This is a genomic window from Amycolatopsis sp. lyj-346 (assembly GCF_046548975.1).
Taxonomy (GTDB): domain Bacteria; phylum Actinomycetota; class Actinomycetes; order Mycobacteriales; family Pseudonocardiaceae; genus Amycolatopsis.
Genome location: NZ_JAJPWT010000034.1, coordinates 1 through 23,109 on the forward strand (window position 1 = coordinate 1; position 23,109 = coordinate 23,109).

Here is a 23,109-nt window from a genome sequence, read left to right on the forward strand (position 1 = left end):
GGAGTGTTTCGGTGGTTATAGCGTCAGGGAAACGCCCGGTCCCATTCCGAACCCGGAAGCTAAGCCTGACAGCGCCGATGGTACTGCAACCGAAGGGTTGTGGGAGAGTAGGACACCGCCGAACTTAACATAGGAAAGGCCCCGGTCGAGAACCCACAGTTCTCCCGGGGCCTTTCCGCATGCCCCCGTCGTGTCGACCCCCTGATCACGCGAGCCGACCCTTCAGGCACGCGAGCCGACTCTCTGGGTACACGAGCCGACCCTCCAGACACGCGAGATGCCTCAACCCGCCCCCGGCCGAGCCGGCGGACGTCTCCGCAACGGGGACGACAACACCAGCGACGTCGTCGTCTCCCCGTACCGCTGCACCTTCTCGACCAGCTCCTCCAGCTCCGCCGTGTTCCGGCACAGCACCCGCAGGACCCAGCACTCCTCACCCGTCACGTGGTCCGCGGCGACCACCTGGGGCAGCGGCAGCACCGCCGTCCGGAAGCGGGGCGTGTCGAGACTCCGGACCCTGGCCCGCACCAACGCCTCGATCGGCAGCCCCAGCTTCGTCGTGTCGATGTTCGCCGCGTAGCCCGTGATCACGCCGCGTTCCTCGAGACGGCGGACGCGTTCCGTCACCGCCGAGCCGGACAGCGATACCCGGCGCCCGAGCTCCGAAAAACTCAGCCGGCCGTCCGCCTGCAGGAGCTCCAGCAGACGCCAGTCGACGTCGTCGAGGTGGTCCACCGCAACTCTCCCGGGTTCGCAGGGCAAGCACAGGGAAATCCCCGGCCGTTCCGGGTTTCCGCCCCGATTCTGCCCTGTCCGGACGTCGTCCGTCCCAGCAGGATTTACCCCATGACACGCACGCTCGCCTTCCCCGCCGCCGTTCCCGAAGCCGCCGCGAAGTACTTCGGTGCCGAAATCGCCTTCGAAGTCGATCCCGACGATCTCGTCCAGGACCTCGAAGCCGGACGCACCGACGGCTACGTCGTCGTCGAGACGCGGGCGCCCGAAGCCTTCGCCCACGCTCGCATCCCCGGCGCGATCAACCTGCCCTACCGCGACCTGACGCCCGAGACGACCGCGCACCTCGACCGGGCCCTCGTGTACGTCTGCTACTGCGAAAGCACCGTCTGCAACGCCGCCACGAAGGGCGCGCTCAAGCTCGCCGAGCTCGGCTTCAAGGTGAAACGGCTCTCCGGCGGCATCACCGCGTGGATCGCGGCCGGCTACCCCGTCGAAGGCGACGGCGAAAGCGACAAAGCCACCGGAATCCGCTGTGCCTGCTGACTTACCCTGGACAGCGTGACCCGAATCCTGATCGTCCAGCCGGACACGTCGGACCCGCTGGGCCCCCTCGGCGACTGGCTGACCGAGGCCGGCGCGGAACTCGACGTCCGCCTGCTGCCGGACCAAGATCTCCCCGACCTCGACGGCTATCGGGCCGTCGTCTGCCTCGGCGGCGGCATGGCCGCGGAAGACGACGCCAAGCACCCGTGGCTCGCCGACGTCCGGCGGCTGCTGGCCAAGGCGGCGGCGAAGAACCTGCCCACCCTGGGGATCTGCCTCGGCGCCCAGCTGCTGGCCGTCGCGACCGGAGGCCGCGTCGAGGTCGCTCCCGACGGGCCGGAGGTCGGTCCGCACCTCGTCAGCAAGAAGGACGCGGCGTGGACCGACCCCCTGTTCGCCGACCTGCCACTCGTGCAGGACGTCCTCCAGTTCCACACCGACGCGATCACCCGGCTCCCGCCCGGCGCCGAACTGCTCGCATCCTCGCCGCTTTACGCACACCAGGCCTACCGGCTCGGGCGTTGTGTCTACGGTGTCCAGTTCCACATCGAGACGACCGCGGAAGTCGTCGAGAGCTGGGCCGCGGAATGCCCGGAGGAAGCGGAATTCGCCCGGCCGGGCGCGCTCGAGCACGACGCGCTGGTCACCGTGCACGCCGACATCGATGAGACCTGGCGTCCCTTCGCGCACCGGTTCGTCCGGCTGGCCGCCGGGGAACTCGAGCCTGCCGTGGCCGGGCAACGCACGTTGCCGTTGGCTTGACGACAGAGGTCACAACCAGCAACATCCTGTTAACGCCGGATGTACCCGTCAGGTACCTTGCGGGAGAAGTCCCCACAAGGGTGCGGAGGTCGGGGTGCAACCCTCGTTGCTGGTCGTGGTCGTCGTCGTCACGGCCCTCATTTTCGATTTCACGAACGGGTTCCACGACACCGCGAACTCGATGGCGACGTCGATCGCGACCGGGGCGCTCAAACCCCGCGTGGCCGTCGCGGTCTCCGCGGTGTTGAACCTGGCCGGCGCGTTCCTGTCGGTCGAGGTCGCCAAGACGATCTCCAGTGGACTGGTGGACGACACGAAGATCGGACCGGCGATCGTCTTCGGCGGACTGATCGGCGCCATCGTCTGGAACCTCGTGACGTGGTTCGTCGGCTTGCCGTCGAGTTCGTCGCACGCCTTGTTCGGCGGCCTGATCGGCGCCACCTGGGTCTCGGCGGGCACCGACTCGGTCCACTTCGGAAAGATCGTCGAGAAGGTTCTGGTCCCGGCCGCGGCCAGCCCGGTCATCGCCGGACTCGTCGCGATGACCGCCACCTACCTGGTCTACCGCTTCCTGGTGCGCGGCCGCCCGGCCACGCGCGGGTTCAAGGTCGGCCAGATCGTCTCGGCGTCGCTGGTCTCGCTCGCGCACGGCACCAACGACGCGCAGAAGACGATGGGCGTCATCACGCTCACGCTCGTCACCGCCGGCAGCCTCCCGGCGGGCGCGTCACCACCCGTCTGGGTGATCATCAGCGCCGCACTCGCGCTCGCGCTCGGCACCTACCTCGGCGGCTGGCGCATCACCCACACCCTCGGCAAGGGCCTGACCGACATCGAGGGCCCGCAGGGCTTCGCCGCCCAGACGAGCTCGGCGCTGGTCATCCTGGTCTCGTCGCGGCTGGGTTTCCCGCTGTCGACGACGCACGTGTGTTCCGGCGGGATCGTCGGCTCCGGCGTCGGCCGCCGGGACGCGCCGGTCCGCTGGCGGATGGCGGGCCGGATGGTCACCGCGTGGCTGTTCACGCTGCCCGCGGCCGCGATCGTCGGCGCGATCGCCGGCAAGATCGCCTCGCTCGGCAACGCGGGCACGATCGCCGTCGGTGTCGTCGGGGCCGGGGTCGGCCTCGGCATCTACCTCCTCTCGCGACGCCACCCCGTCACCGCGCACAGCTTCCAGGTGCCCGAGCCGACGCCCGCCGGGACCGAGCCGGGCCGGCTCGCCGCCTGAGCCGTCTTCCCCCGCTACGGTGGTCCGTGATGGCAGACCGCGCGCGAACGACCGCTTCGGCGGCGAGGTACGGCTTCACCGACGCCCGTGCCGAGGGTCAGTTGCGCGCGGCCGGCTGGTGGGCCGACGGCGGTCCGGTCGAGACGGCCGCCGACGTGCTCGCCGCGTTGTCCCGCACCGCCGACCCGGACCTCGCGCTGCGCGGCCTGGACCGGATCCGCGAGGCCGACACCGCCGAGTGGACCGAACTCGAAGAGCAGCTCCGCACTCACCGGACTTTCCGCGGCCGCTTCCTCAGCGTGCTCGGGACGTCGAGCGCGCTCGCCGACTTCCTCGCCGCGAACCCGGAGCAGTGGCGCTCGCTCACCGGGGACAAGTGCACCGACTCCGCCTGCTACCGCGAGGCCCTGCGCACGGCTCTCGTGGGCGACGACGGTTCGGTGCTCACCGGGCTCAAAGCCGAGCACGCCCTCAAGATCGCCTACCGCGGCCAGCTGCTCGGCATCGCCGCCGCCGACCTCGGCCACGTCGTCGAGGCCGGGCTCGAGCACCCCGGTTACGCCGAGGTCGCGGCGCAGCTGACCGTGCTCGCGGAAGCCGCGCTGGCCGCCGGGCTGGTCGTCGCCGAGGCCGAAGCGGGCGCGTCGGCCGAAGGCACGCTGGCGGTCATCGCGATGGGCAAGTGCGGGGGCCGGGAGCTCAACTACGTCAGCGACGTCGACGTCATCTTCGCCGGTGAAGGAGATCTCGGCCTCGCGACGCGGCTGGCGAGCACGATGATGCGCGTCGTCGGGAAGGCGTGCTTCGAAGTCGACGCGGCGCTGCGGCCCGAGGGCAAGGCCGGCGCGCTCGTCCGCACGGTGGACAGCCACCACGGCTACTACCAGAAGTGGGCCAAGACCTGGGAGTTCCAGGCGCTGCTCAAGGCACGCCCGGTGGCCGGCGACGCCGAGCTCGGCCGCCAGTACGCCGAGATGGTGGCGCCGCTGGTGTGGTCGGCGGCCGACCGCGAGAACTTCGTCGCCGAGGTGCAGCAGATGCGCCGCCGGGTCGAGGGGCACGTGCCGTCCGAGCACGCCGAGCGCGAGCTGAAGCTGGGGCGCGGCGGCCTGCGTGACGTCGAATTCGCGGTGCAGCTGCTGCAGCTCGTGCACGGCCGGGTCGACGCGGACCTGCGCTCACCGTCCACGATGGACGCGCTCGCGGCGCTCGGCGAAGGCGGTTACGTCGGTCGTCAGGACGCCGCCGAGCTGGGCGCGTCCTACGAGTTCCTGCGGATGCTCGAACACCGGCTGCAGCTGCGGCGGCTGCGCCGGACCCACCTGTTCCCGGCGACGGCGGACACCGACGAGCTGCGCATCCTCGCCAGGGCGAGCGGGATCAAGGCGAGCGGCGGCAAGAGCCAGGGCGAGGCGCTGCTCGCGGAGTTCCGGCGGCACGGCAAGGGCATCCGGCGCCTGCACGAGAAGATCTTCTACCGGCCGCTGCTGCAGTCCGTCGCGAACGTGCCCGTCGAGGCGCTGCGCCTGACCACGAAGCAGGCCGCCAGCCGCCTGGCCGCGCTCGGCTACACCGCTCCCGACGGCGCGCTCCAGCACATCAAGGCTCTCACCGCGGGCGTCTCGCGGCGCGCGGCGATCCAACAGGCGCTGCTGCCGGTGCTGCTCGACCTCTTCGCCGACACCGCCGACCCCGACGGCGGCCTGCTGTCGTACCGGAAGGTGTCCGAGGCGCTCGAAGAAACGCCGTGGTACCTGCGCGTGCTGCGTGACGAGGGCACGGTCGTGGAAAACCTGGCCCTGCTGCTCGGCACGTCCCGGCTGGTGCCCGCCCTGCTGGTCCGCGCGCCGGAGGTGCTGCAGCTGCTCGGCGACCCGGCCCGGCTGCTGGGCCGCACGCCCGCCGAGGTGGCGACGTCGCTGCGGGCCGCCGTCCGGCGGCAGCCCGGGTTGAACGCCGCGGTCGCCGCCGCGCGTTCGCTGCGGCGGCACGAACTCCTGCGCGTCGCCTGCGCGGACCTGCTCGGGCTGCTCGACGTGCCGGCCGTGTGCGAGGCGCTGTCGAGTGTCTGGGTGGCCGTGCTGCAGGGCGCGCTGGCCGCGGCGTTCCGCCAGCGGCAGGCCGAACTCGGCCGGACGCCGGCGCGCATCGCCGTGATCGGGATGGGCCGGCTGGGCGGCGCCGAACTCGGCTACGGGTCCGACGCGGACGTGCTCTTCGTGTGCGAGCCGTCCGGAGGGGTTTCGGACGCCGACGCCGTGAAGTTCGCTTCGTCGGTCGCGGAAACCGTCCGGAAGATGCTGGGCGCACCGAGTTCGGACCCCGCCCTGGAGGTCGACGCCGACCTGCGGCCGGAGGGGCGCAGCGGGCCGCTGGTCCGGACGCTGGAGTCGTACCGCGCCTACTACGCGCGGTGGGGCGAGGTGTGGGAGGCGCAGGCGTTGCTGCGGGCCCGGTTCGTGGCCGGCGACGACGAGCTCGGCGCGCGGTTCATCGCGATGATCGACCCGATCCGCTACCCCGAAGGCGGCTTGGACGGGACGAAGGCGCGAGAAATCCGCCGCATCAAGGCCCGCGTCGAGACGGAGCGGATGCCGCGCGGCGCCGATGCGACACTGCACACGAAGCTCGGCCGCGGCGGCCTCGCCGACGTCGAGTGGACGGTGCAGCTGCTGCAGCTGCAGCACGCGCACGAGGTTCCCGGCCTCCGCACGACGTCGACGCTCGACGCGCTGGCGGTGCTCCCGGAGGCGGGCCTGGCCGAGCGGCCCGAAGCGGACTCGCTGACCGAGGCGTGGCTGCTGGCGACCCGCGTGCGCAACGCGGGAATGCTGGTGCGCGGCAAGGCGGTCGACCAGGTGCCGGGCTCGGGCCGCGACCTGGCCGCGGTCGCCCGCGTCCTCGGCCAGTCGGCCGGCGACGACCCGGGCGAGTTCCTGGACACGTACCGCCGCATCACCCGCCGGGCGCACGCGGTGGTGGAGCACCTGTTCTACGAGGCCTGACCTACAGTGGGCCGGTGACCGATCGCGAGCCGTTCCGGACCCGGATCAAGGTCCGGCACTACGAGCTGGACACCCTGGGCCACCTCAACCACGCCGTCTACCACTCGTACGGGGAGGTGGCGCGCCTGGAGCTGCTCGAAGCGTCGGGCGCGTTGAAGGGGCTTCCGGGCGTGGCCGCGGTGCTGCTGGAGACCCACGTGGTGTTCCGCCGCGAGCTGCGCGCGGGCGACGAAGTCGACGTGACGTGCGAAGCCAAGTTCGGCAGCGGCAAGACGTTCAAGATGGATTCGAACATCATCAAGCTCGACGGCACCTTGGCCGCGGAGATCACCTGCACGCTGGGCCTGATGGACCTGGAGCGCCGCAAGCTGGTGGAGGACCCACGCGGCCGCTTCGAGGCGGCGGGCGCGGACCTGAAGCTGCTGTCGACGGCGGAGTGACAGAAGAAACGCCGGTGGCGAGGGCTCTTCGGCCAGGCGGTTTGGGTCACTGCCGGTCGTTGTCGGTGGCCATGCCTTGGCATACCCCTGACCAAAACTAGCGTTCCGTCGTCGACGAACTTCCCCGCACCAAGTGAACTCAAGGACCACCGACGGCAGTTGGCAGGCGTGGTGAGAGCCGCCGAGGGGAACTTTGCGCACAAACGTAGCGTTGGCTGTCGTTGGAGCGATCCAATGTTGAACAGCCCACCGTCCCCTTTCCTGGCGCCCAGGAGTGACCGAAAGGTTGAGGATGGCACGCGAACGAATCATTGGCAGTACCCGTTTCGCTCGCTTGAAAGATGCGCAGGACGCTGTCAAGGGAGTTCTTTATTCGGTTCCAATCGGTACAGATCTAGCTGGCAGTCAGTTCGACTTCATCATGGACGTAGTCGCGTGTCATCCAGAAGCTGAGGGCAAGATCGGGCCAGGAGTCGCCGCTATCTCTATTCGTGTCAGCCCGTACAACCAGCGCGGGTTTTGGATCACGCGCGTAGACGGGACCCAGATCGACATCAGCTATCTCAAGTGCGTCAACGGTGCGCCGAGTCAGCGGCAAGCGGTGCATGCAGCTCTCCGGGTGGCTGTGCGACCGCAGATCAACGCCTTCCGGACCGCCTACTTCAGCGGCGAGCCCGAACCGCGTTGCGCTCTCACTGGTGAACGTCTCACTATGGGCCCAGAAGCACACGTCGATCACGAAAGTCCGACATTCGTCGAACTTGCCGACAAGTTCATCGAGCTGCACAGGTCCGTGGACGACATCGAACTGGTGGCTTGTCCAGACGGTATCGGGCGTCAGTTGCGCGACCCTGAATTGGAGGCGCGATGGTTGGTTTTTCATGAGCGAAATGCGTCTCTGCGAGTCGTGTCGAAAACCGCGAACCTGACCCGCAAACGCAAGGACGCGTGAGGCGACGAGTACATAAGGAACGGGACGGCGGTCGGGGTGTTCCCCTCGACCGCCGTCCCGTGTCTGGTGGGCCGTCACCTGGTGACCTTCACGGCCTGGTGACGGCCTGGCGGGGACTCTGACCAGTGAAATGCCTGGTCAAAGCCCCGCGCCGATCACACGTCGTAGTACAGAGCGAACTCGTACGGGTGCGGGCGCAGGCGCAGCGGGTCGATCTCGTTCTCGCGCTTGTACGAGATCCACGTGTCGATCACGTCGGGGGTGAACACGCCGCCTTCGAGGAGGTAGTCGTGGTCGGCTTCCAGCGTGTCGAGGACCGTGCCCAGGTCGCCCGGGACCAGCTTGACGTCCTTGGCCTCCTCGGGCGGGAGCTCGTAGAGGTCCTTGTCGATCGGCTCCGGCGGCTCGATCTTGTTCCGGATGCCGTCGAGGCCGGCCATCATCATCGCCGAGAACGCCAGGTACGGGTTGCCCGACGAGTCCGGGCAGCGGAACTCGGCGCGCTTGGCCTTCGGGTTGTTGCCCGTGATCGGGATGCGGACGCAGGCCGAGCGGTTGCGCTGCGAGTAGACCAGCGAAACCGGGGCCTCGAAGCCCGGGACCAGGCGGTGGTAGGAGTTCACCGTCGGGTTCGTGAAGGCCAGCAGGCTCGGGGCGTGCTTGAGCAGGCCGCCGATGTAGTGGCGCGCGGTGTCCGACAGGCCGGCGTAGCCCGACTCGTCGTGGAACAGCGGCTGGCCGTCCTTCCACAGCGACTGGTGGCAGTGCATGCCCGAGCCGTTGTCGCCGGCGAGGGGCTTCGGCATGAACGTCGCCGTCTTGCCCGCCGCGAACACCGTGTTCTTCACGATGTACTTGAACAGCTGCAGGTCGTCCGCCGCGTGCAGCAGCGTGTTGAACTTGTAGTTGATCTCGGTCTGGCCGGCGGTGCCCACCTCGTGGTGCGCGCGCTCGATCTCGAAACCGGAGCCCTGCAGGTTGCGGACGATGTCGTCGCGCAGGTCGGCGAAGTGGTCGACCGGCGGGACGGGGAAGTAGCCGCCCTTGAACTTCGTCTTGTAGCCCTGGTTGCCGCCGACCTCGTCGGCGCCGGTGTTCCACCAGCCCTCGATCGAGTCGATCTCGTGGAAGGAGGCGTGCTCGGCGGAGTCGAAGCGGACCGAGTCGAAGATGTAGAACTCGGCTTCGGGGCCGAAGTAGACGTTGTCGGCGACGCCGTACTCGGAGATGTACTGCTCGGCCTTGCGCGCGATGTTGCGCGGGTCGCGGCTGTACGCCTCACGGGTGAACGGGTCGTGCACGAAGAAGTTCAGGGCGAGGGTCTTCGCCTTGCGGAACGGGTCGATCCGCGCGGTCGCCGCGTCCGGCAGCAGCAGCATGTCGGACTCGTGGATGGACTGGAAGCCGCGCACCGAGGAGCCGTCGAACGCGAGACCCTCTTCGTAGGCCTCTTCGGTGAAGGCCTTCGCGGGGACCGTGAAGTGCTGCATCACGCCCGGCAGGTCGCAGAACTGGACGTCGATGACCTCGACGTCCTCGTCCACGATGAGGCGCTGGATGTCGTCTGGAGTAGTGGGCACCCTCGGTGACTCCTTCTCGTTCGAGCTCGTACGGCAGTGCTCTCTTCGGCTCACGCTAAAAGTGCGGTGTTGCCCGACCGTCACCCGTATGTTTCGCCGGTGTTAACGGGTGGTCGATAACGGGTATCCGACCAGGTCGGATGTGCTCCACGCCACCGGCATACCCTAGACGGGTGGCGAGATGGACCGGCGAGTGGCTGCCCGGCACCGGCGACGGCGGTCAGGGCACTGATCAGCACGGCTCGCGGTGGCCGGGCGAGAAACTGGGGCTGCCCGAGTCGGGCGTCGGCTCGGCGGCGAGCGGGGGTGCGCGGCTGCTCGGGCTGATCGTCGACCTGGTCGTCGCGGCCCTGGTCACGGCGATCTTCCTGCACCCCAGCCTGCAGGACCCGGCCGCGATGCAGGAGTTCAACCTCTGGTCCGGCGGCGTGTGGGCGGTCATTTCGGTCATTTCGGCCGGGCTCTTCGGCTTCACCCCGGGGATGGCCGTCGTCGGCATCCGCGTCGCCCGCCTCGACGGCGCCGCGCTGGTCGGCCCGCTGCGCGCGCTGGTCCGGGCCGCGCTGACGTTCCTGCTCCTCCCGGCGGCCGTCCGCAACGCCGACGGCCGCAGCTGGCTCGACCGGCTGACCGGCACCGTCGTCATCCGGATGCGCTGACCCGTACCCGGAAAGAAAGCCCCGTCCGGATTCCGGACGGGGCTTTCGTCGTCGTGCGGGTCAGCGGCGGCGGATGGTCCGCTGGACGTTGCGCATCTTCGCGCCGGCCGGCATCGGGCCCTTGGGCAGGGCCGCGCCGCGGTTGCCGAGCGCGGCCAGCTTCGCCTCGAGCGCGTCGACCTGGGCCGGCTTGAGGTTGCGGGGGAGCTTCATCAGGTAGCCCTGGAGCTTCTTCAGCGGGAGCTGGCCGTCTTCGTGGCCGATCGTCACGTCGTAGATCGGCGTGTCGCCGATCAGCCGGGAAACGCGCTTCTTCTCCTGGGCGAGCAGGGTCTTCACGCGGTGCGGCGCGCCTTCGGCGACCAGCACGACGCCGGGGCCGCCGAGGACCCGGTGCACCGCGTCGAGCTGCGTGGTCGCCGCGACGGTCGGCGTCACCTTCCAGCGGCCGCGCAGGTTCTCCAGCGCCCACGCCGCGGCGCCGGGCTGGCCGTCGGCCTTCGAGTAGACCGTCTTCTGGACCCGCCGGCCGAAGATGATCATGGCGAGCAGGGCGCCGAGGAGCAGGCCGAGCGGCAGCAGCACCCACTGCATGTCGAAGAAGAACCCGATCCCGAACGCCACGCCGGCGACGACGACGATCGCCCCGGCCATCCACGGGATGAGCCAGGGGTCTTCCTTGCGCTGCATCTTGAAGGCCTGGAACAGCTGGCCACGGCGCGCCTTGCTCGCCGCGCGCTTCTCCTTCTTGGCCTGCTTGGCCGCTTCCTTGTCCTGCTTACCCGCCATATGACCAGGATACGGCCGCGTGCCCCTGCCCCGTTTCCCCGTCCCCCTCTGCGAGGATGCGGGACGTGACCGGCGTACTTTCACCCAGGAGCCCGACCCGTCTGCTCGATGGCCTCGACCCCGAGCAGCGCGCCGCCGCCAGTGCCCCACGGGGGCCGGTCTGCGTGCTCGCCGGGGCCGGCACGGGCAAGACCCGCACGATCACCCACCGGATCGCCCACCTCGTCCGGTCCGGGCACGTTTCCGCCGGTCAGGTCCTCGCCGTCACGTTCACGACGCGGGCTGCGGGGGAGATGCGGACGCGGCTGCGCGGCCTCGGCGTCGACGCGGCGCAGGCGCTGACGTTCCACGCCGCCGCCCGCCGCCAGCTCCGGTACTTCTGGCCGCGGGTGGTCGGCGACCGGCCGTGGGACCTGCTGGAGAACAAGTTCCGCTACGTCGGCCAGGCCGCGGCCCGGGCCAAGCTCGGCACCGAGACCGAGGTGCTGCGCGACCTGGCGAGCGAGATCGAGTGGGCGAAGGCGTCGCTGATCGGCCCGGACGACTACCCGGCCGTGACCGCACGCGCCCAGCGCGACATCCCGGCCCCGGCGGCGCAGGTCGCCGAGGTCTACCGGAACTACGAAGAGCTGAAGAACGCCGCGCAGGTCCTCGACTTCGACGACCTCCTGCTGCACACGACCGCGGTGCTCGAGGAGCACGGCGCCGTCGCCGAGGAGTTCCGGGACCGCTACCGCTGCTTCGTCGTCGACGAGTACCAGGACGTCACGCCGCTGCAGCAGCGCCTGCTCGACGCGTGGCTCGGCGGCCGCGACGACCTCACCGTCGTCGGCGACGCCAACCAGACCATCTATTCCTTCGGCGGTGCGTCGCCGCGGCCGCTGCTGGAGTTCACGCGGCGCTACCCGGACGCCACCGTCGTCCGCCTCGAGCGCGACTACCGGTCGACGCCCGAGGTCGTCGCGCTGGCGAACCGGGTGATCGGCGCGGCACGGGGACGGCCGGCGGGCTCCCGGCTGAAGCTGATCGGCCAGCGGCCGCCGGGGCCGGAGCCGCGCTTCGCCGAGTTCGACGACGAGGCGGTCGAGGCCGGGGCCGTCGCCCGCCGGGTGCGCGAGCTGCTCGACGGTGGCGTGTCCGCGAGCGAGATCGCCATCCTCTACCGGATCAACGCCCAGTCCGGGGCCTACGAGACGGCGCTGGCCGAGGCCGGCATCCCGTACCTGGTCCGCGGCGGCGAGCGGTTCTTCAACCGGACGGAGGTCCGGCAGGCGATGTCCGCGCTGCGGGTGGCGAGCGGCGACGGCAGCTCCGACCTGGTCACGACGGTGCGTTCGGTGCTCTCGCGGGTCGGCTTGACCGAGTCGCCGCCCGCCGGTGGCGCGGCGAAGGAACGGTGGGACGCGCTCCTGGCGATCGTCGAACTGGCCGAAGAGCTGGCCGCGACGGTCGAGGACGCGGACCTGCCGCGCTTCTGCGCCGAGCTCGACCAGCGCGCCGCAGCCCAGCACCCGCCGACGGTCGAGGGCGTGACGCTGGCGTCGTTGCACGCGGCGAAGGGCCTGGAGTGGGATGCGGTGTTCCTCGTCGGCCTGGCCGAGGGCACGCTGCCGATCCTCCACGCCGGCGACGACGAAGCGGCGATCGAAGAGGAGCGGCGGCTGTTCTACGTCGGCGTCACCCGGGCCCGCGAGCACCTGTGGCTGTCCTGGGCGCTGGCCCGCACGCCGGGCGGGCGGCGCAACCGGCGGCGCAGCCGGTTCCTCTACGGCCTGGTCCCGGAGGACCACCCGGCCGCCAGGGCCGCGCGGTCCCAGCAGAAGCCGTCGACGCCGGTCAAGACGCGCTGCCGGGTCTGCGGCGGGCCGCTGCTGGAGACCATGGACGTCAAGCTGGGCCGCTGCGGGCGGTGCCCGTCCACAGTGGATGAGGACCTGCTGGAGCGGCTGAAGTCCTGGCGCGGCGACCGGGCGCGCGAGCTCAAGGTGCCGACGTTCGTCGTGTTCACGGACGCGACGCTGATGGCCATCGCCGAGCAGCGCCCGGCCGACGAGGCGGCGCTGGTGTCGATCTCCGGCATCGGCGCGACGAAGCTCGAGCGCTTCGGCGCGGAGATCCTCGGCGTCGTGCGGGCCTCGACGGAGTCTTGACCGCGTCCGGACCATGATCGACGCGGCGAACCCGCTGCTCAGGGTCGATCTTCGTAACTTCGAGGATTTTCCCGTTAATTGAGTTGCCCCGGTGTGGTGCGGGGCAATAACCTGCCAGTACCGAGCCCGAAGGGCTCGACTGGGGATCTACCGAAGTGCCGCCGCTCGGCGGCCGCGTGTGCAGAGTTACAGAAGGAGGTGCCGGTGAAATGACCATCAACATGACGCTCACGAACCCGGGCACCCGTCTGTCCTGCGCCGCGGAAGTTGCGGCTGCTCAGCGCCCGGGCACTGGTGTGCTCGCGAGCGCTCACGAGATCCGTGGCATGCGGCGCGTCTCGCGTCGTTGGTCCACCGGTGTCGTCGTCTTCGGGACGCAGGGCGTTATCGCCGCGTACCCGCAGGCTGATCTGCCGACCGTCAAGCAGTTCCGTGTTCCGTTGTCGATACGGGAGCGAAGTTCCTGACCTAGTCAGGACACGAGGCTCACGAAGGCCGCGGAACCGGGAAACCCGGATCCGCGGCCTTCGTGCTTTTTGGCTGCACAACCCACGAGGAACCAGCGTTGCCCAGCTCCAGCACCCAACCGAAAACCCGTACGACACAAGGAGGAACACCCATGTCTTCGGCCGTCGCCTACACCTCCGGTGAGGCAATATTCGCCGACCTGCTCGACCCGATCGCCGTCCCCGACGTAGCTCTGCCCTGCCGTTCGGGCGACGCGGACCTGTGGTTCGCGGAGTCCCCGGCCGAGCTCGAGCGCGCCAAGGCGCAGTGCGCGGACTGCCCGGTCCGCGAGGCCTGCCTGGCCGGCGCACTGGCCCGCCGCGAGCCGTGGGGCGTCTGGGGCGGCGAGATCTTCGAGCGTGGCGCGGTGATCGCGCGCAAGCGGCCCCGTGGCCGCCCGCGCAAGAACGCTTCCGTCGAGCCCGCCGCCGCCAAGGCCGGCAGCGACCACCGGAGTGCCGCCGCATGAGCGTCGAACCGGTCACCACGAGGGATTACGAAGCCCACCCCCGCAGCGAGCAGCTGCAGTTGACGAAGACCGAGATCGAGGAGATCAGCGAGATGTTGCTTTACGAAGAACTGTCCAGGGCCCGAATACGGGATCTGGAGGAGGGGGTCCGCACCCAGCGGGCCCGAGGTGGCGCGCGTGCCGCTCGCCGCTGGACGCGAGTAGCCCGCTGGGCCGCTCGCCGGGCGGAGCGGTACCAGGACCAGAGCTGAGCGCAGGCCCCTGCCGCCCGTTCGCGGGTGGTAGGGGCCTTTCGCGCTTTGCTACGTGATCCGGCGGGCGGGGGTGGTGCTGCCGGGTGCGCGGTTGTGCCGTGGCGTGCGCGGTTGCGGTGTGCCGGTGCGGGATCGGTCGTGCCCGTGAGGGTGTGCGGTCGCGTCGTGAGGATGCGAGGTCGGTCGCGCTGCGGTGGTGCGGCCTATTCGCGTGGAGGGGTGCACGGGCGAGACCGTGCCGCGGTGGTGCGTGGTGCCGTGGCGTTGTTGGTCGGTCGCGCTGCGGTGGTGCGGCCTATTCGCGTGGAAGCGCGCGTGGGCGAGACCGTGTCGCGGTGGTGAGTGGCGTGCTCGTGCGGAGGGGCGCGGGCGAGGTCCGTGCCGCGGCGGTGCGTGGGCGTGTCGTCGCGGTGCGCTGGGGTGCGTGGTCGGGTTGTGCTCGTGGCCTCCTCGGGTGGTCCTGTTGTGTGGCGCCCGAAGGTGGGGGCGCTGGGTGTTGAATGGGGTGATGTCCGGACACACCCACGGTGACATCGACTGGGCGGACCGCCTGGCTCAGTTGCGCATGGCCGATGCCCTCGATGCCGAGGCGCTCACTCCCGTTGCCCGGCGGCTTGCCGGGGCGGTGGTGGAGCGGCCGACCGTTGTCGATGTCGGGTGCGGGGCCGGGGGAATGAGCGTGCTTTTCGCGCGCGAGCTCTCCCGGGGTGGCGGGGGCACGGTTGTGCTCGTCGACGCCACGCCGAAGCTGCTGGCCGAGGCCGAGCGGGCCGTTGCCGAGGTGGCCGGTGACTCCGTCGACGTTGTCGGTCTGCTCGGGGACCTCACCGATCCTGCGCTGGCCGTGCCCGCTGCCGATCTCGTGTGGGCATCCGGCGTTGTGCACCACATCGGTGATCAGCAGGCCGCGCTGCGGACGCTTGCCGGGCTGCTGCGTCCGGGCGGCGTGCTGGCCATCTCCGAGGGCGGGCTCGAGATGCGGTGCCTTCCCTGGGAGCTGGGGGTCGGCCGCCCCGGGCTGGAGCAGCGGCTGCTGGCCGCCAGGGCCTCGTGGTTCGCGCGGATGCGGGCCGGGGCTCCGGGGAGCGTTGCCATGCCCTATGGCTGGCCGCGCGCACTTCGCGAAGCCGGCCTCCAGGACGTCGAGTCGTTCGGTGCGCTCATCGACCACCCGATGCCGGGCTCGGACCTCCTTCGTGAGTACGTGGTGCACCGGGTCGAATGGTTTGCGGAGTCGGCCGGGGAATGGCTCGGTGCCGACGACCGTGCCGCGGCCGCCGCGCTCACCGACCCGCAGAGCCCGGACTTCCTCGGCCACCGGGACGACCTGTACCTGTTCGGCGCCAAGGCGATCCATTGTGGACGGTTGCGGTGAGCGCGCCGGAACCGGTGGTGTGCACGCGTTGCGGCCGGACTCGCACCGCCGGCGACGACCCGGCTACGGCGCTCGCGTGGGTTTCCACCCGTGAGCGGGGCGCGCTGCGGTGGCTTTGCCCGGACTGCGCGCGGCAGCACGTGCGGGACATCGAAGGCAAGCTGCCGGACGAGTACTGGTGATCAATCCGCCCTCCTGAGTGGTCGGTGGCGATGGCCGGCGGGTGTCAGGCCGCGTCCGGGATGGGTGCCTGCGGGACCGCGCGGACCTTGGGTCGAGGTGTCCTCGACGCTTGGCCGTAGGCCCTGGCCAGCTCCTGTGCCACCTCCCGGGGGACTTGGCGCAGCTGCCTGACCGTGCAGCGGACGAGGACGATGCCCGTCGCCGCGAGGGCCAGGTGGCTGAAGCCGTTTCCGGGACCCGGGGTGCAGCGGTACTGCCAGGCCAGGCCGAACTCGTCCCACCAGGCGTCCGCCTCGCCGAGGCGGCGGCCGCGGCGGTCGCAGATCGTCTGGTCCCAGCTCGGCGGCGGCAGGGGCACCAGGTCCAGGACGCGGGCGGCCAAGCCGTGTGCCTGGATCGGCCCGTCGTCGAGTTCGCGCAGCACCCTGCGGACCACGGCCGTGCCGCGCTGGGGGCCCGCCTCGAGCTCGGTCAGCAGCTCCTGCCGATCGCACAGGCCCCAGTACAGGGGCAAGGTCAGCAGGTGCCGGATGCGGGCCGGATCGGGTGTGGAACGGGCCAGGTCCAGCGTCGCCCTCGCCGGCGGGGCGAACGGCAGGCCGTCGACCTCGACCGGGTCCGGTAACCGGGCCGTGCGCGCCAGGCGGACCCCTTCGCACGCCACCACCCGGCAGTGGTGGGGCACCAGCAGGCGGATGTCGCACTCCGTCGGGCACTTCACGCCATGGGCCCGCAGTGCGTCGGCGCCGGTGATCACCACCCCGGGCCCGTAGCGCACGAGCGCGGCGTGCAGCAGCTGCCGCCGCGTCGGGGAGGTGTTGCGCAGCAGGACGACACCGGGGTGCAGGCGGCGCCACGGCCCTCCCGGGCCGCAGAGCCGCCGGATTCTTCGGTCGGACAACCCCGCCTGGCGTAACTGTTCGAGGTTCATCACCTCGCACGCGCCGGGATTACGAAGGGCGAGCGGGTCGGTGCATTGAGTAGCAGTCATGCCTCGAGCATGGCTGCTCGGCCAACCGGGTGGAACCCCCTCCACCGCAGCTGTGGACAACTCCGCCGAATCCGTCCGTTCGAGGCCCCGCCTGTGGACAACTCAGGCGGCGAACCCGGGTTGCCAGCGCTCCACGATGCCGCGGGCCGGGATCTCCGCGTCGAGCTGGCAGAGGATGCCCGTCGACCCCGCCGTCACCCGGTGGATCATCAGGTACTCGGGCGGCAGGTTGAGCGAGCGCCCGACCCGGAAGTCGTTGCTGCGGCTGTCGCCCACCCGCCCGGCCTGCTTCTGCATCCAGCGGCGGGTGAAGTGGAACGTCGGTGCCGCCAGCGGCTCGGTGAACGGCGCCAGGTAGTTGAGCACCTCCTCCGCGGTCAGGTCGCTGTCCGGCCGGATGAACCGGTTCTCCCGCAGCAGGCGCATCAGGTCGGCGGACTCGCCGTCGAGGGCCAGGCGCGTCATCTCGCCCAGGTGGTGGGGGATGCCTTCGGGCAGCCGGGCCACGCCGCCGAAGTCGATGACGCACAGCCTGTCGTCGTCGGTGATCATGAAGTTGCCGGGGTGCGGGTCCGAGTGCAGCAGGTGGACGCGTTCCGGCGACGAGTAGTGGAACTCCGCCAGCAGCCGGCCCGCCATGTTCCGGGTCTCACGGTCGCCGTCCGCGATCACCTTGGACAACGGCGTGCCGCTTGCCCACTCCGTCACGACGACCTTCGGCGCGCTGGCCACCACCCGCGGGACCAGGATGCCGGGATCGCCGTCGAACGCCTTCGCGAAGGCGCGCTGGTGCTGGGCCTCGGCCTGGTAGTCGAGCTCCTCGTTCATCCGCTCGGCGAGCTCGGCCAGCAGTGGCTTGACCTCGGTGCCGGGAACGAACGCCTGGAACAACCTGCTGAACCGCTGCAGCTGCCGCAGGTCGCTGCGCAGGGCCTCGTCGGCGCCCGGGTACTGCACCTTGACCGCGACCGCGCGGCCGTCGTGCCAGACCGCGCGGTGCACCTGGCCGATGCTCGCGGCCGCCGCCGGTTCGTCGTCGAACGACGCAAACCGGCTGGTCCAGGTCCGGCCCAGCTGCTCGGCGAGCACCCGGTGGGTTTGCCGGACCGACATCGGCGGCGCGGCGGCCTGCAGCTTCGTCAGCGCCTCGCGGTACGGCTTCGCCATGTCGTCCGGTACGGCCGCCTCGAACACGCTCAGCGCCTGGCCGAACTTCATCGCGCCGCCCTTGAGCGTGCCGAGCACCTCGAACAGCTGCTCGGCGGCCTTCGCGGACAGCGTCGCGTTCACCTGTTCCGCGCTCTGGCCCGCGAGCCTCTTGCCCCAGCCGCCCACCGCCCGGCCGGCGATGCCGAGCGGGAGACTGGCGAGCTTGGCGGTACGGGCGGCACCCTTGCGCGGCATCGCGGTGTCACGATCGGCTGGGTCGCGGAAGTCGGTCACAACCGCGATTCTGCCTTGCGGCCTCGGCCGTGCGCAGCCTGCGCGCGATGTCTTCGTGGGCTACGTCTCCAGGATCACCTCCCGCGCGCCGCAGCGGCACCGCGGGTGCGGCGGCCAGCCTCGGTGGCGGATGCGGCCGTCGAAGGCGTCTATTTCGAGGGTCGCGTTCCACGCCGGTGGCGCCGGCGCGCTCGGCGAGAGCAGCCGCATGGCCTGGGCGACGGCCAGCGACGCGCAGGACTGGACCGCGCCGAGGTCGGGCCGCTGGTGCCGGCCCGCGAGCTGCCCGGCGACGCGTGGCCAGCACGGGTCGAGGTCCGTGCGGTGCAGGTCGGCGCAGCGCAGGCACGAGCTGCGGCCCGGCACGACCAGCGGGCCGACGATGCCGGTGCCGTCGCGGACGCGCGCCGCCAGGTGCGGGACGCCGTCGCCCATCAGCTCGGCGACGAGCTCGGGAGCAGGCACGACGGCGTCGGTGAGCAGGGCCAGGTCCGGGTACCGGTCGTGCAGGCGGGTGACGCGGACCTCGGGATCGACCCGGCGCAGCAGGTCGGCGAGGGCGTGGCGGCGGGACCGGCCCAGGTCCGCGGTGGTGAAGCCGGAGCCGAGGTCGTGTTCGGTCACCGTGCCCGGCACCTGCAGCTCGACGTGCCCGATGCCGGCGTTGGCCAGCAGGACGGCGGCTGCCACCGCCACCCGGCCGTCGCCGTGGACCGAGACCGCGGCGGCGCGCCGCCGGTCGGCCATGGTCGCCTGGTGGTGGCGCGCCCGCAGCGACCAGAGGCCGGGCTCGCCGCGGAAGCCGGGTCCGCCGGGCCGGCCGGCGTCGGTGACCAGGCCGAGCGCGGTCAGCTGCCGCAGCAGCGTGCGCAGCTGCTCGCGGTGTTCGCTCTCCGCGAGCAGAAGCCGCTCGACGTGCTTGCTCCCGTCGAGCGCACGCAGTTTCGCGACCAGGTACGGGGAGAGGTTTTCGACGATCACGCCGTGGCGCGGGTCGAGGCCGATCTGGATCTCGCAGGGACCGCGTTCGAGCACGGTGAGGCCCGGGAGCAGGGCAGGGTGGGCCGGCAGGAGGACCGGTGGCATGTCCGCGGTATCGAGGATCATGTTCGCAGGATCGCACCCGGCGGCGACCGGGAAGCCCGGGAAGGCGCCGGAACGGCCGAGTTGTCCACAAGTGGAACCGGCTGTGGACAACTCGGGTCTGTGACCTCGAGGCACTCGGAGTTGTCGGTGCCTGGCCTTACCGTTGTCGAGTGGTCGAAGCACGGATGCCCTCACTGAGAGGCCGAGGGGAAACGAACCCCTCGTCGGACACACCAGGACACAAGGTCGAAGTGCGGCGCAGCCAGCGCCGGCACCGGACGGTCACCGCGTATTGGAACGACGACACGCTCGTCGTGCTCATCCCCGCGCGGATGACCAGGGCGGAGGAGAAACACTGGGTCGCCGAGATGGAGCGCAAACTGCAGCGCTCGGAACCACGTCGGCCGGCGTCCCCGAAGACGTCGGACGAAGCCCTGCTGGCGCGCTGCGCGCTGCTGTCGGGCAAGTACCTGGGCGGCACCGCGGTGCCGGCCAGCGTCCGCTGGGTGCCGCCGATGCGCACGCGGTGGGCGTCCTGCACGCCGGTCGACGCCACCATCCGGGTCAGCGAACGGCTGCGGAAGGTGCCTCCGTGGGTGCTGGACTACGTGCTGGTGCACGAGCTGGCACACCTGCGGGAGCCCGGGCACGACGCGGCTTTCTGGGCGCTGGTGCAGCGGTATCCGAAGACGGAACGGGCGATCGGGTACCTGGAGGGGTTGTCGGCCGCTGCCGGGTGGGGGATCTCCACCGAGGACTGAGGCGGTGATGGTGGCCGGGGTGACCTGCCTTTGGTGGGTTGCTCCGGCGGGTTGCGGGCCGAGGGCCGGGAGGAGGGAGGGCTTAGGGAGCGGGGCCGGGGAGGGCAGGGCGGTGGGGCCGGAAGGGGCCGAGGGCGGGAGGCGAGGGCCGCCGGGGCCGGAAGGGGCCGCGGGGGAGCGGAGGCAAGGGAGGGTGAGGGGGAAAGCGGGTGGTGGCTGGGTGCCGAGGCCTGCGGTGGGGGTGGTGGCGGCTTGGCGAGGGGTGCGGGAGTCCGCTGCGGGCTGATGGCGGCTCGGTGGGCTGATGGCTGGGCGCTCGAGCCAGCCGCGACGGCGGTGGCGGCTCGACGAGGTGGTGGTGGCCGTGGCTGGACCCCTGCCGTGGGCTGATGGCCGCTCGGTGAGCTGGTGGTCGGCTGTCACCTGGGCCGAAGTCCGGACAGCAGAAGGCCGGTGACCCGCGATGCGGGGCACCGGCCTTCCGGGACTCAGCTCAGGACTGCTTGCCGCCCTCGTCCGACGGGGGCTCCTGCTTCTCGCGCTCCGAACGCTCGGCCTGCTCCGTGCGCTCCAGCTCGGCCATCGGGTCGAGGTCGTCGATCGAGCCCGCCGATCCCACTCGGTCCGCGAAGTCGATCGGCTCGTCCAGGTCCTCCGCCGTCGGCATCAGGTCCGGGTGGGACCACAGGCCGTCGCGCTTCTCCAGGCCGTGGCGGTCGCCCACCAGCTTCCACAGCGACGAAGCCGCCCGCATGCGGCGGGGCCTCAGCTCCAGGCCCACCAGCGTCGCGAACGTCTGCTCTGCCGGGCCGCCCGTTGCGCGGCGGCGGCGCAGCGTCTCGCGCAGTGCGTCCGCTCCCGGGAGGCGGTCGCCCACCGCGTCGGCCACCACCACGTCCACCCAGCCCTCGACCAGGGCGAGCAGCGTCTCCAGGCGGTTCAGCGCCGCCTTCTGCTCCTCTGTCGTCTGGGGCTCCAGCAGCCCCGAGGACATCGCTTCTTCGATGCTCGCCGGGTTCGCCGGGTCGATGCGGCCGGCCAGGGACTCCAGTGCGGACGTGTCCACCGAAATGCCGTGGGCGAACTCCTCGACCGTCGCCAGCAGGCGCTGCGGCAACCACGGCACGTGCGTGAACAGGCGCTGGTGGGCTGCCTCGCGGGCGGCCAGGAACACCAGGATCTCGCTGTTCGGCAGCTCCAGGCCCTCGGCGAACTTCTCGATGTTCGCCGGCAGCAGCGCCGACGTGCCGGCCGGGGCCAGCGGCAGGCCGATCTCCGTCGAGGTCAGCATCTCCGAGGCCAGCTGGGCCAGTGCGTTGCCGAGCTGGGAGCCGAAGGCCATCCCGCCCATCTGCCCCATCATCTGCAGCAGCGGACCCGCGGCCTGCTTGGCCTCCTCGGGCAGCGCCTCCATCCAGGCGCCCGAGACCTGCCGGGCCACCGGGTCGCACAGCCGCTGCCACGTCGGGAGCGTCTTCTCCACCCAGGACCGCGGCGACCAGGCGACCGTCGACGTCGCGCCGGCGGGGAACATCGTCGCCGCGTCGAGCCACAGCTCGGCCAGGTGGGCCGCGTCGCGGACCGCCGCGTTCGCGTCGTCTCCGCCGCGGAAGCCGAGCTTGCTCTCGCCGGTGTTGCCCTCGCTGCCCAGGGTCTGCAGGGCGATCTGCTTGGCGAGGTCGTAGTTCACCGGCCCGCTGGAGCTGCCCGCCTGGCTGAGCATCTGGCCCAGCTGGCTCAGCATCTGCCCGAGCTGGTTGAAGGCCTCGGCGCCGGACTGCTGCCCGCCTTCCGAGGGGTCGTTCTCTCCTCGTTTGTCGGGATCGGAAGGTCCGAAGCCGAACGGGGGTTTGCTCATGTGTCCACCGTACGCGGGTCGGCGGCCGTCGAGGGCGTCAACCGGACCCATGTGCGTGGCCTTCACCGGGAAGCGAACGCGGTCACCGTACGCTGTCGGTCGTGACCAAGTCCTCCGAGGAGACCGCCCCCGCGAAGAGCGCCCCGGAACCGGCGCCGGAGCCTGCCCGCGAGGCCCGCCGGATGACCCGCCGAGGCTGGACTCTGGTGGTCAGCGGCTCGCTGTTCCTGATCTTCGTGGTGCTCGGCTCGGTCGTGCCGGTGCCGTACGTCGCGATCAGCCCCGGGCCGACCTACGACACGCTGGGTCGCGACGCGGCGGGCAACCCGGTCATCCAGGTCACCGGGCACGAGACCCACCCGACCACCGGCGAGCTGCGGATGACGACCGTCTCCCTGCACGACGGCGTCACCCTGTTCCAGGGCCTCGGCTTCTGGGCCAGCGGCCGCTTCGCGCTCGCGCCGCGCGAGGAGTACTTCAAGCCGGGCGAGACGAACGAGCAGGTCAAGCAGGAGAACATCCAGCAGCTGCAGGACTCGCAGACGAACGCCCAGGTCGCCGCCCTGCGCAAGCTGGGCTACCCGATCAAGGTGGTGGCCAAGCAGATCGTCTCCGGCAGCCCGGCCGACCACGTGCTCTCGCCCGGCGACAAGCTGATCACCGTCAACGGCAAGAAGATCGTCGAGGCCGCCGACGTGCGCGCCGCGCTCGCCGGCACGCTGCCCGGCCAGACCGTCCAGATCACCTTCCAGTCGGACGGCCAGCCCGAGCGGACCGTGCCGCTCACCCTCGCCGCGCGCCCCGACCGCAAGGAAGGCTTCATCGGCCTCACCGCGGTCGACCGCGCCGACGCGCCCTTCACCGTCAACATCTCCCTGCAGGACGTCGGCGGGCCGTCGGCCGGGCTGATGTTCACCCTCGCCATCATCGACCGCCTGCAGTCCGGCGACCTCGCGGGCGGACGGCACATCGCCGGCACCGGCGAGATCAGGGAGACCGGCGAGGTCGACCCGATCGGGGGGATCTCGTTCAAGGTCGTCGGCGCCCGCGAAGCCGGTGCCACCGACTTCCTGGTGCCCGCGCACAACTGCGCCGAGGCCAAGACCACCGCACCCGCCGGCCTCAACCTCATCAAGGTGTCCACACTGGACGACGCGCTCGCCCAGCTGGCCAACCTGAAGGCGGGACGGCCGACGGCCGCCTGCTAGGTGTGATGTCCGGGGAGGTTGGTCAGCCGGGTGATGGGTGGCTTTCCTCCGACGGATGAGTGGGGTCGGTGGTAATTGTAGAAGTGCAGCCAGCCTGGTAGCGCCGCCCGGCGCGAGGCTTCCGATGG

General features: G+C 71.0%; 23 protein-coding genes and 1 rRNA gene. 16 read left to right on the forward strand and 8 right to left on the reverse strand.

From position 1 onward, the window contains the following. Window positions 1-7 precede the first annotated feature (7 nt). Window positions 8-124, forward strand: a 5S ribosomal RNA gene (rrf, locus tag ACLJQE_RS44245). A 158-nt stretch (window positions 125-282) separates the two neighbouring features. On the opposite strand, the gene ACLJQE_RS44250 is transcribed toward rrf, so the two are convergent. Further along, entirely contained in the window at window positions 283-735 is a 453-nt protein-coding gene (locus ACLJQE_RS44250) for an Lrp/AsnC family transcriptional regulator (protein ID WP_410645864.1), read from the reverse strand. Window positions 736-846: 111 nt separating this feature from the next. On the opposite strand from ACLJQE_RS44250, the gene ACLJQE_RS44255 reads away from it, so the two are divergent. The 6 genes from ACLJQE_RS44255 (at window position 847) to ACLJQE_RS44280 (ending at window position 7,668) form a co-directional block, all read left to right on the forward strand. Further along, window positions 847-1,281 (forward strand): rhodanese-like domain-containing protein, encoded by a 435-nt coding sequence (locus tag ACLJQE_RS44255; RefSeq protein WP_410645865.1) that lies wholly within the window; start codon window positions 847-849, stop codon window positions 1,279-1,281. A gap of 15 nt (window positions 1,282-1,296) precedes the next feature. Next, complete coding sequence (locus tag ACLJQE_RS44260) at window positions 1,297-2,043, forward strand: type 1 glutamine amidotransferase (RefSeq protein WP_410645866.1); 747 nt, start codon at window positions 1,297-1,299, stop codon at window positions 2,041-2,043. A 94-nt stretch (window positions 2,044-2,137) separates the two neighbouring features. Continuing rightward, window positions 2,138-3,271: an anion permease gene (locus tag ACLJQE_RS44265; protein ID WP_410645867.1), complete on the forward strand. Its 1,134-nt coding sequence runs from the start codon at window positions 2,138-2,140 to the stop codon at window positions 3,269-3,271. A gap of 29 nt (window positions 3,272-3,300) precedes the next feature. Beyond that, a complete protein-coding gene (locus tag ACLJQE_RS44270) occupies window positions 3,301-6,276 on the forward strand; it encodes a bifunctional [glutamine synthetase] adenylyltransferase/[glutamine synthetase]-adenylyl-L-tyrosine phosphorylase (RefSeq protein WP_410645868.1) in 2,976 nt (991 codons plus the stop codon). Between the two features lie 14 nt (window positions 6,277-6,290). Next, window positions 6,291-6,716: an acyl-CoA thioesterase gene (locus ACLJQE_RS44275; protein WP_410645869.1), complete on the forward strand. Its 426-nt coding sequence runs from the start codon at window positions 6,291-6,293 to the stop codon at window positions 6,714-6,716. A gap of 292 nt (window positions 6,717-7,008) precedes the next feature. Continuing rightward, entirely contained in the window at window positions 7,009-7,668 is a 660-nt protein-coding gene (locus tag ACLJQE_RS44280; protein WP_410645870.1) for a DCL family protein, read from the forward strand. 155 nt (window positions 7,669-7,823) lie between these two features. On the opposite strand, the gene glnA is transcribed toward ACLJQE_RS44280, so the two are convergent. Beyond that, window positions 7,824-9,248, reverse strand: coding sequence for a type I glutamate--ammonia ligase (gene glnA, locus ACLJQE_RS44285; RefSeq protein WP_410645871.1), 1,425 nt, complete (start codon window positions 9,246-9,248; stop codon window positions 7,824-7,826). A gap of 269 nt (window positions 9,249-9,517) precedes the next feature. Between glnA and ACLJQE_RS44290 the strand changes: the two genes are divergently transcribed. Further along, window positions 9,518-9,907, forward strand: a complete 390-nt coding sequence (locus ACLJQE_RS44290) for an RDD family protein (RefSeq protein ID WP_410645881.1) — start codon at window positions 9,518-9,520, stop codon at window positions 9,905-9,907. Window positions 9,908-9,967: 60 nt separating this feature from the next. Here ACLJQE_RS44290 and ACLJQE_RS44295 read toward each other — a convergent pair whose 3' ends face one another. After that, window positions 9,968-10,696 carry a DUF4191 domain-containing protein gene (locus ACLJQE_RS44295; RefSeq protein ID WP_410645872.1) on the reverse strand — a complete coding sequence of 243 codons (729 nt, stop codon included), beginning with the start codon at window positions 10,694-10,696 and terminating at the stop codon, window positions 9,968-9,970. Between the two features lie 56 nt (window positions 10,697-10,752). Here ACLJQE_RS44295 and ACLJQE_RS44300 point away from each other — a divergent pair, with 56 nt between their 5' ends. The 6 genes from ACLJQE_RS44300 (at window position 10,753) to ACLJQE_RS44325 (ending at window position 15,633) form a co-directional block, all read left to right on the forward strand. Further along, complete coding sequence (locus ACLJQE_RS44300) at window positions 10,753-12,846, forward strand: ATP-dependent DNA helicase UvrD2 (protein WP_410645873.1); 2,094 nt, start codon at window positions 10,753-10,755, stop codon at window positions 12,844-12,846. Between the two features lie 209 nt (window positions 12,847-13,055). Then, window positions 13,056-13,313 (forward strand): hypothetical protein, encoded by a 258-nt coding sequence (locus ACLJQE_RS44305; protein WP_410645874.1) that lies wholly within the window; start codon window positions 13,056-13,058, stop codon window positions 13,311-13,313. A 152-nt stretch (window positions 13,314-13,465) separates the two neighbouring features. Then, window positions 13,466-13,822: a WhiB family transcriptional regulator gene (locus ACLJQE_RS44310; protein WP_410645875.1), complete on the forward strand. Its 357-nt coding sequence runs from the start codon at window positions 13,466-13,468 to the stop codon at window positions 13,820-13,822. Further along, a complete protein-coding gene (locus ACLJQE_RS44315; RefSeq protein WP_410645876.1) occupies window positions 13,819-14,073 on the forward strand; it encodes a hypothetical protein in 255 nt (84 codons plus the stop codon). Before ACLJQE_RS44310 ends, ACLJQE_RS44315 begins: the two co-directional genes overlap by 4 nt. Before the next feature lie 511 nt (window positions 14,074-14,584). Beyond that, window positions 14,585-15,451 (forward strand): class I SAM-dependent methyltransferase, encoded by an 867-nt coding sequence (locus ACLJQE_RS44320; protein ID WP_410645877.1) that lies wholly within the window; start codon window positions 14,585-14,587, stop codon window positions 15,449-15,451. Further along, window positions 15,448-15,633, forward strand: a complete 186-nt coding sequence (locus tag ACLJQE_RS44325; RefSeq protein WP_043776604.1) for a hypothetical protein — start codon at window positions 15,448-15,450, stop codon at window positions 15,631-15,633. The genes ACLJQE_RS44320 and ACLJQE_RS44325 overlap by 4 nt, the downstream gene beginning before the upstream one ends. 44 nt (window positions 15,634-15,677) lie before the next feature. On the opposite strand, the gene ACLJQE_RS44330 is transcribed toward ACLJQE_RS44325, so the two are convergent. From ACLJQE_RS44330 to ACLJQE_RS44340, 3 genes are all read right to left on the reverse strand, one after another. After that, entirely contained in the window at window positions 15,678-16,565 is an 888-nt protein-coding gene (locus ACLJQE_RS44330) for a hypothetical protein (RefSeq protein WP_410645882.1), read from the reverse strand. 162 nt (window positions 16,566-16,727) lie between these two features. Then, window positions 16,728-18,068, reverse strand: coding sequence for an ABC1 kinase family protein (locus ACLJQE_RS44335; protein WP_410645878.1), 1,341 nt, complete (start codon window positions 18,066-18,068; stop codon window positions 16,728-16,730). Between the two features lie 60 nt (window positions 18,069-18,128). Next, on the reverse strand, window positions 18,129-19,175 hold the full coding sequence (locus ACLJQE_RS44340; protein ID WP_410645879.1) for a ThiF family adenylyltransferase: 1,047 nt from the start codon (window positions 19,173-19,175) through the stop codon (window positions 18,129-18,131). 230 nt (window positions 19,176-19,405) lie between these two features. Here ACLJQE_RS44340 and ACLJQE_RS44345 point away from each other — a divergent pair, with 230 nt between their 5' ends. Continuing rightward, window positions 19,406-19,915 (forward strand): M48 family metallopeptidase, encoded by a 510-nt coding sequence (locus ACLJQE_RS44345; protein WP_013223146.1) that lies wholly within the window; start codon window positions 19,406-19,408, stop codon window positions 19,913-19,915. A gap of 493 nt (window positions 19,916-20,408) precedes the next feature. Here ACLJQE_RS44345 and ACLJQE_RS44350 read toward each other — a convergent pair whose 3' ends face one another. Continuing rightward, on the reverse strand, window positions 20,409-21,773 hold the full coding sequence (locus ACLJQE_RS44350; protein WP_410645880.1) for a zinc-dependent metalloprotease: 1,365 nt from the start codon (window positions 21,771-21,773) through the stop codon (window positions 20,409-20,411). A 203-nt stretch (window positions 21,774-21,976) separates the two neighbouring features. On the opposite strand from ACLJQE_RS44350, the gene ACLJQE_RS44355 reads away from it, so the two are divergent. Next, on the forward strand, window positions 21,977-22,981 hold the full coding sequence (locus ACLJQE_RS44355; protein ID WP_410645883.1) for a PDZ domain-containing protein: 1,005 nt from the start codon (window positions 21,977-21,979) through the stop codon (window positions 22,979-22,981). Here ACLJQE_RS44355 and ACLJQE_RS44360 read toward each other — a convergent pair. After that, window positions 22,978-23,109, reverse strand: a 132-nt coding sequence (locus tag ACLJQE_RS44360; protein WP_410645884.1) for an integrase core domain-containing protein, incomplete at its 5' end; no start/stop codon positions are given. The two genes, ACLJQE_RS44355 and ACLJQE_RS44360, sit on opposite strands and share 4 nt — an antisense overlap.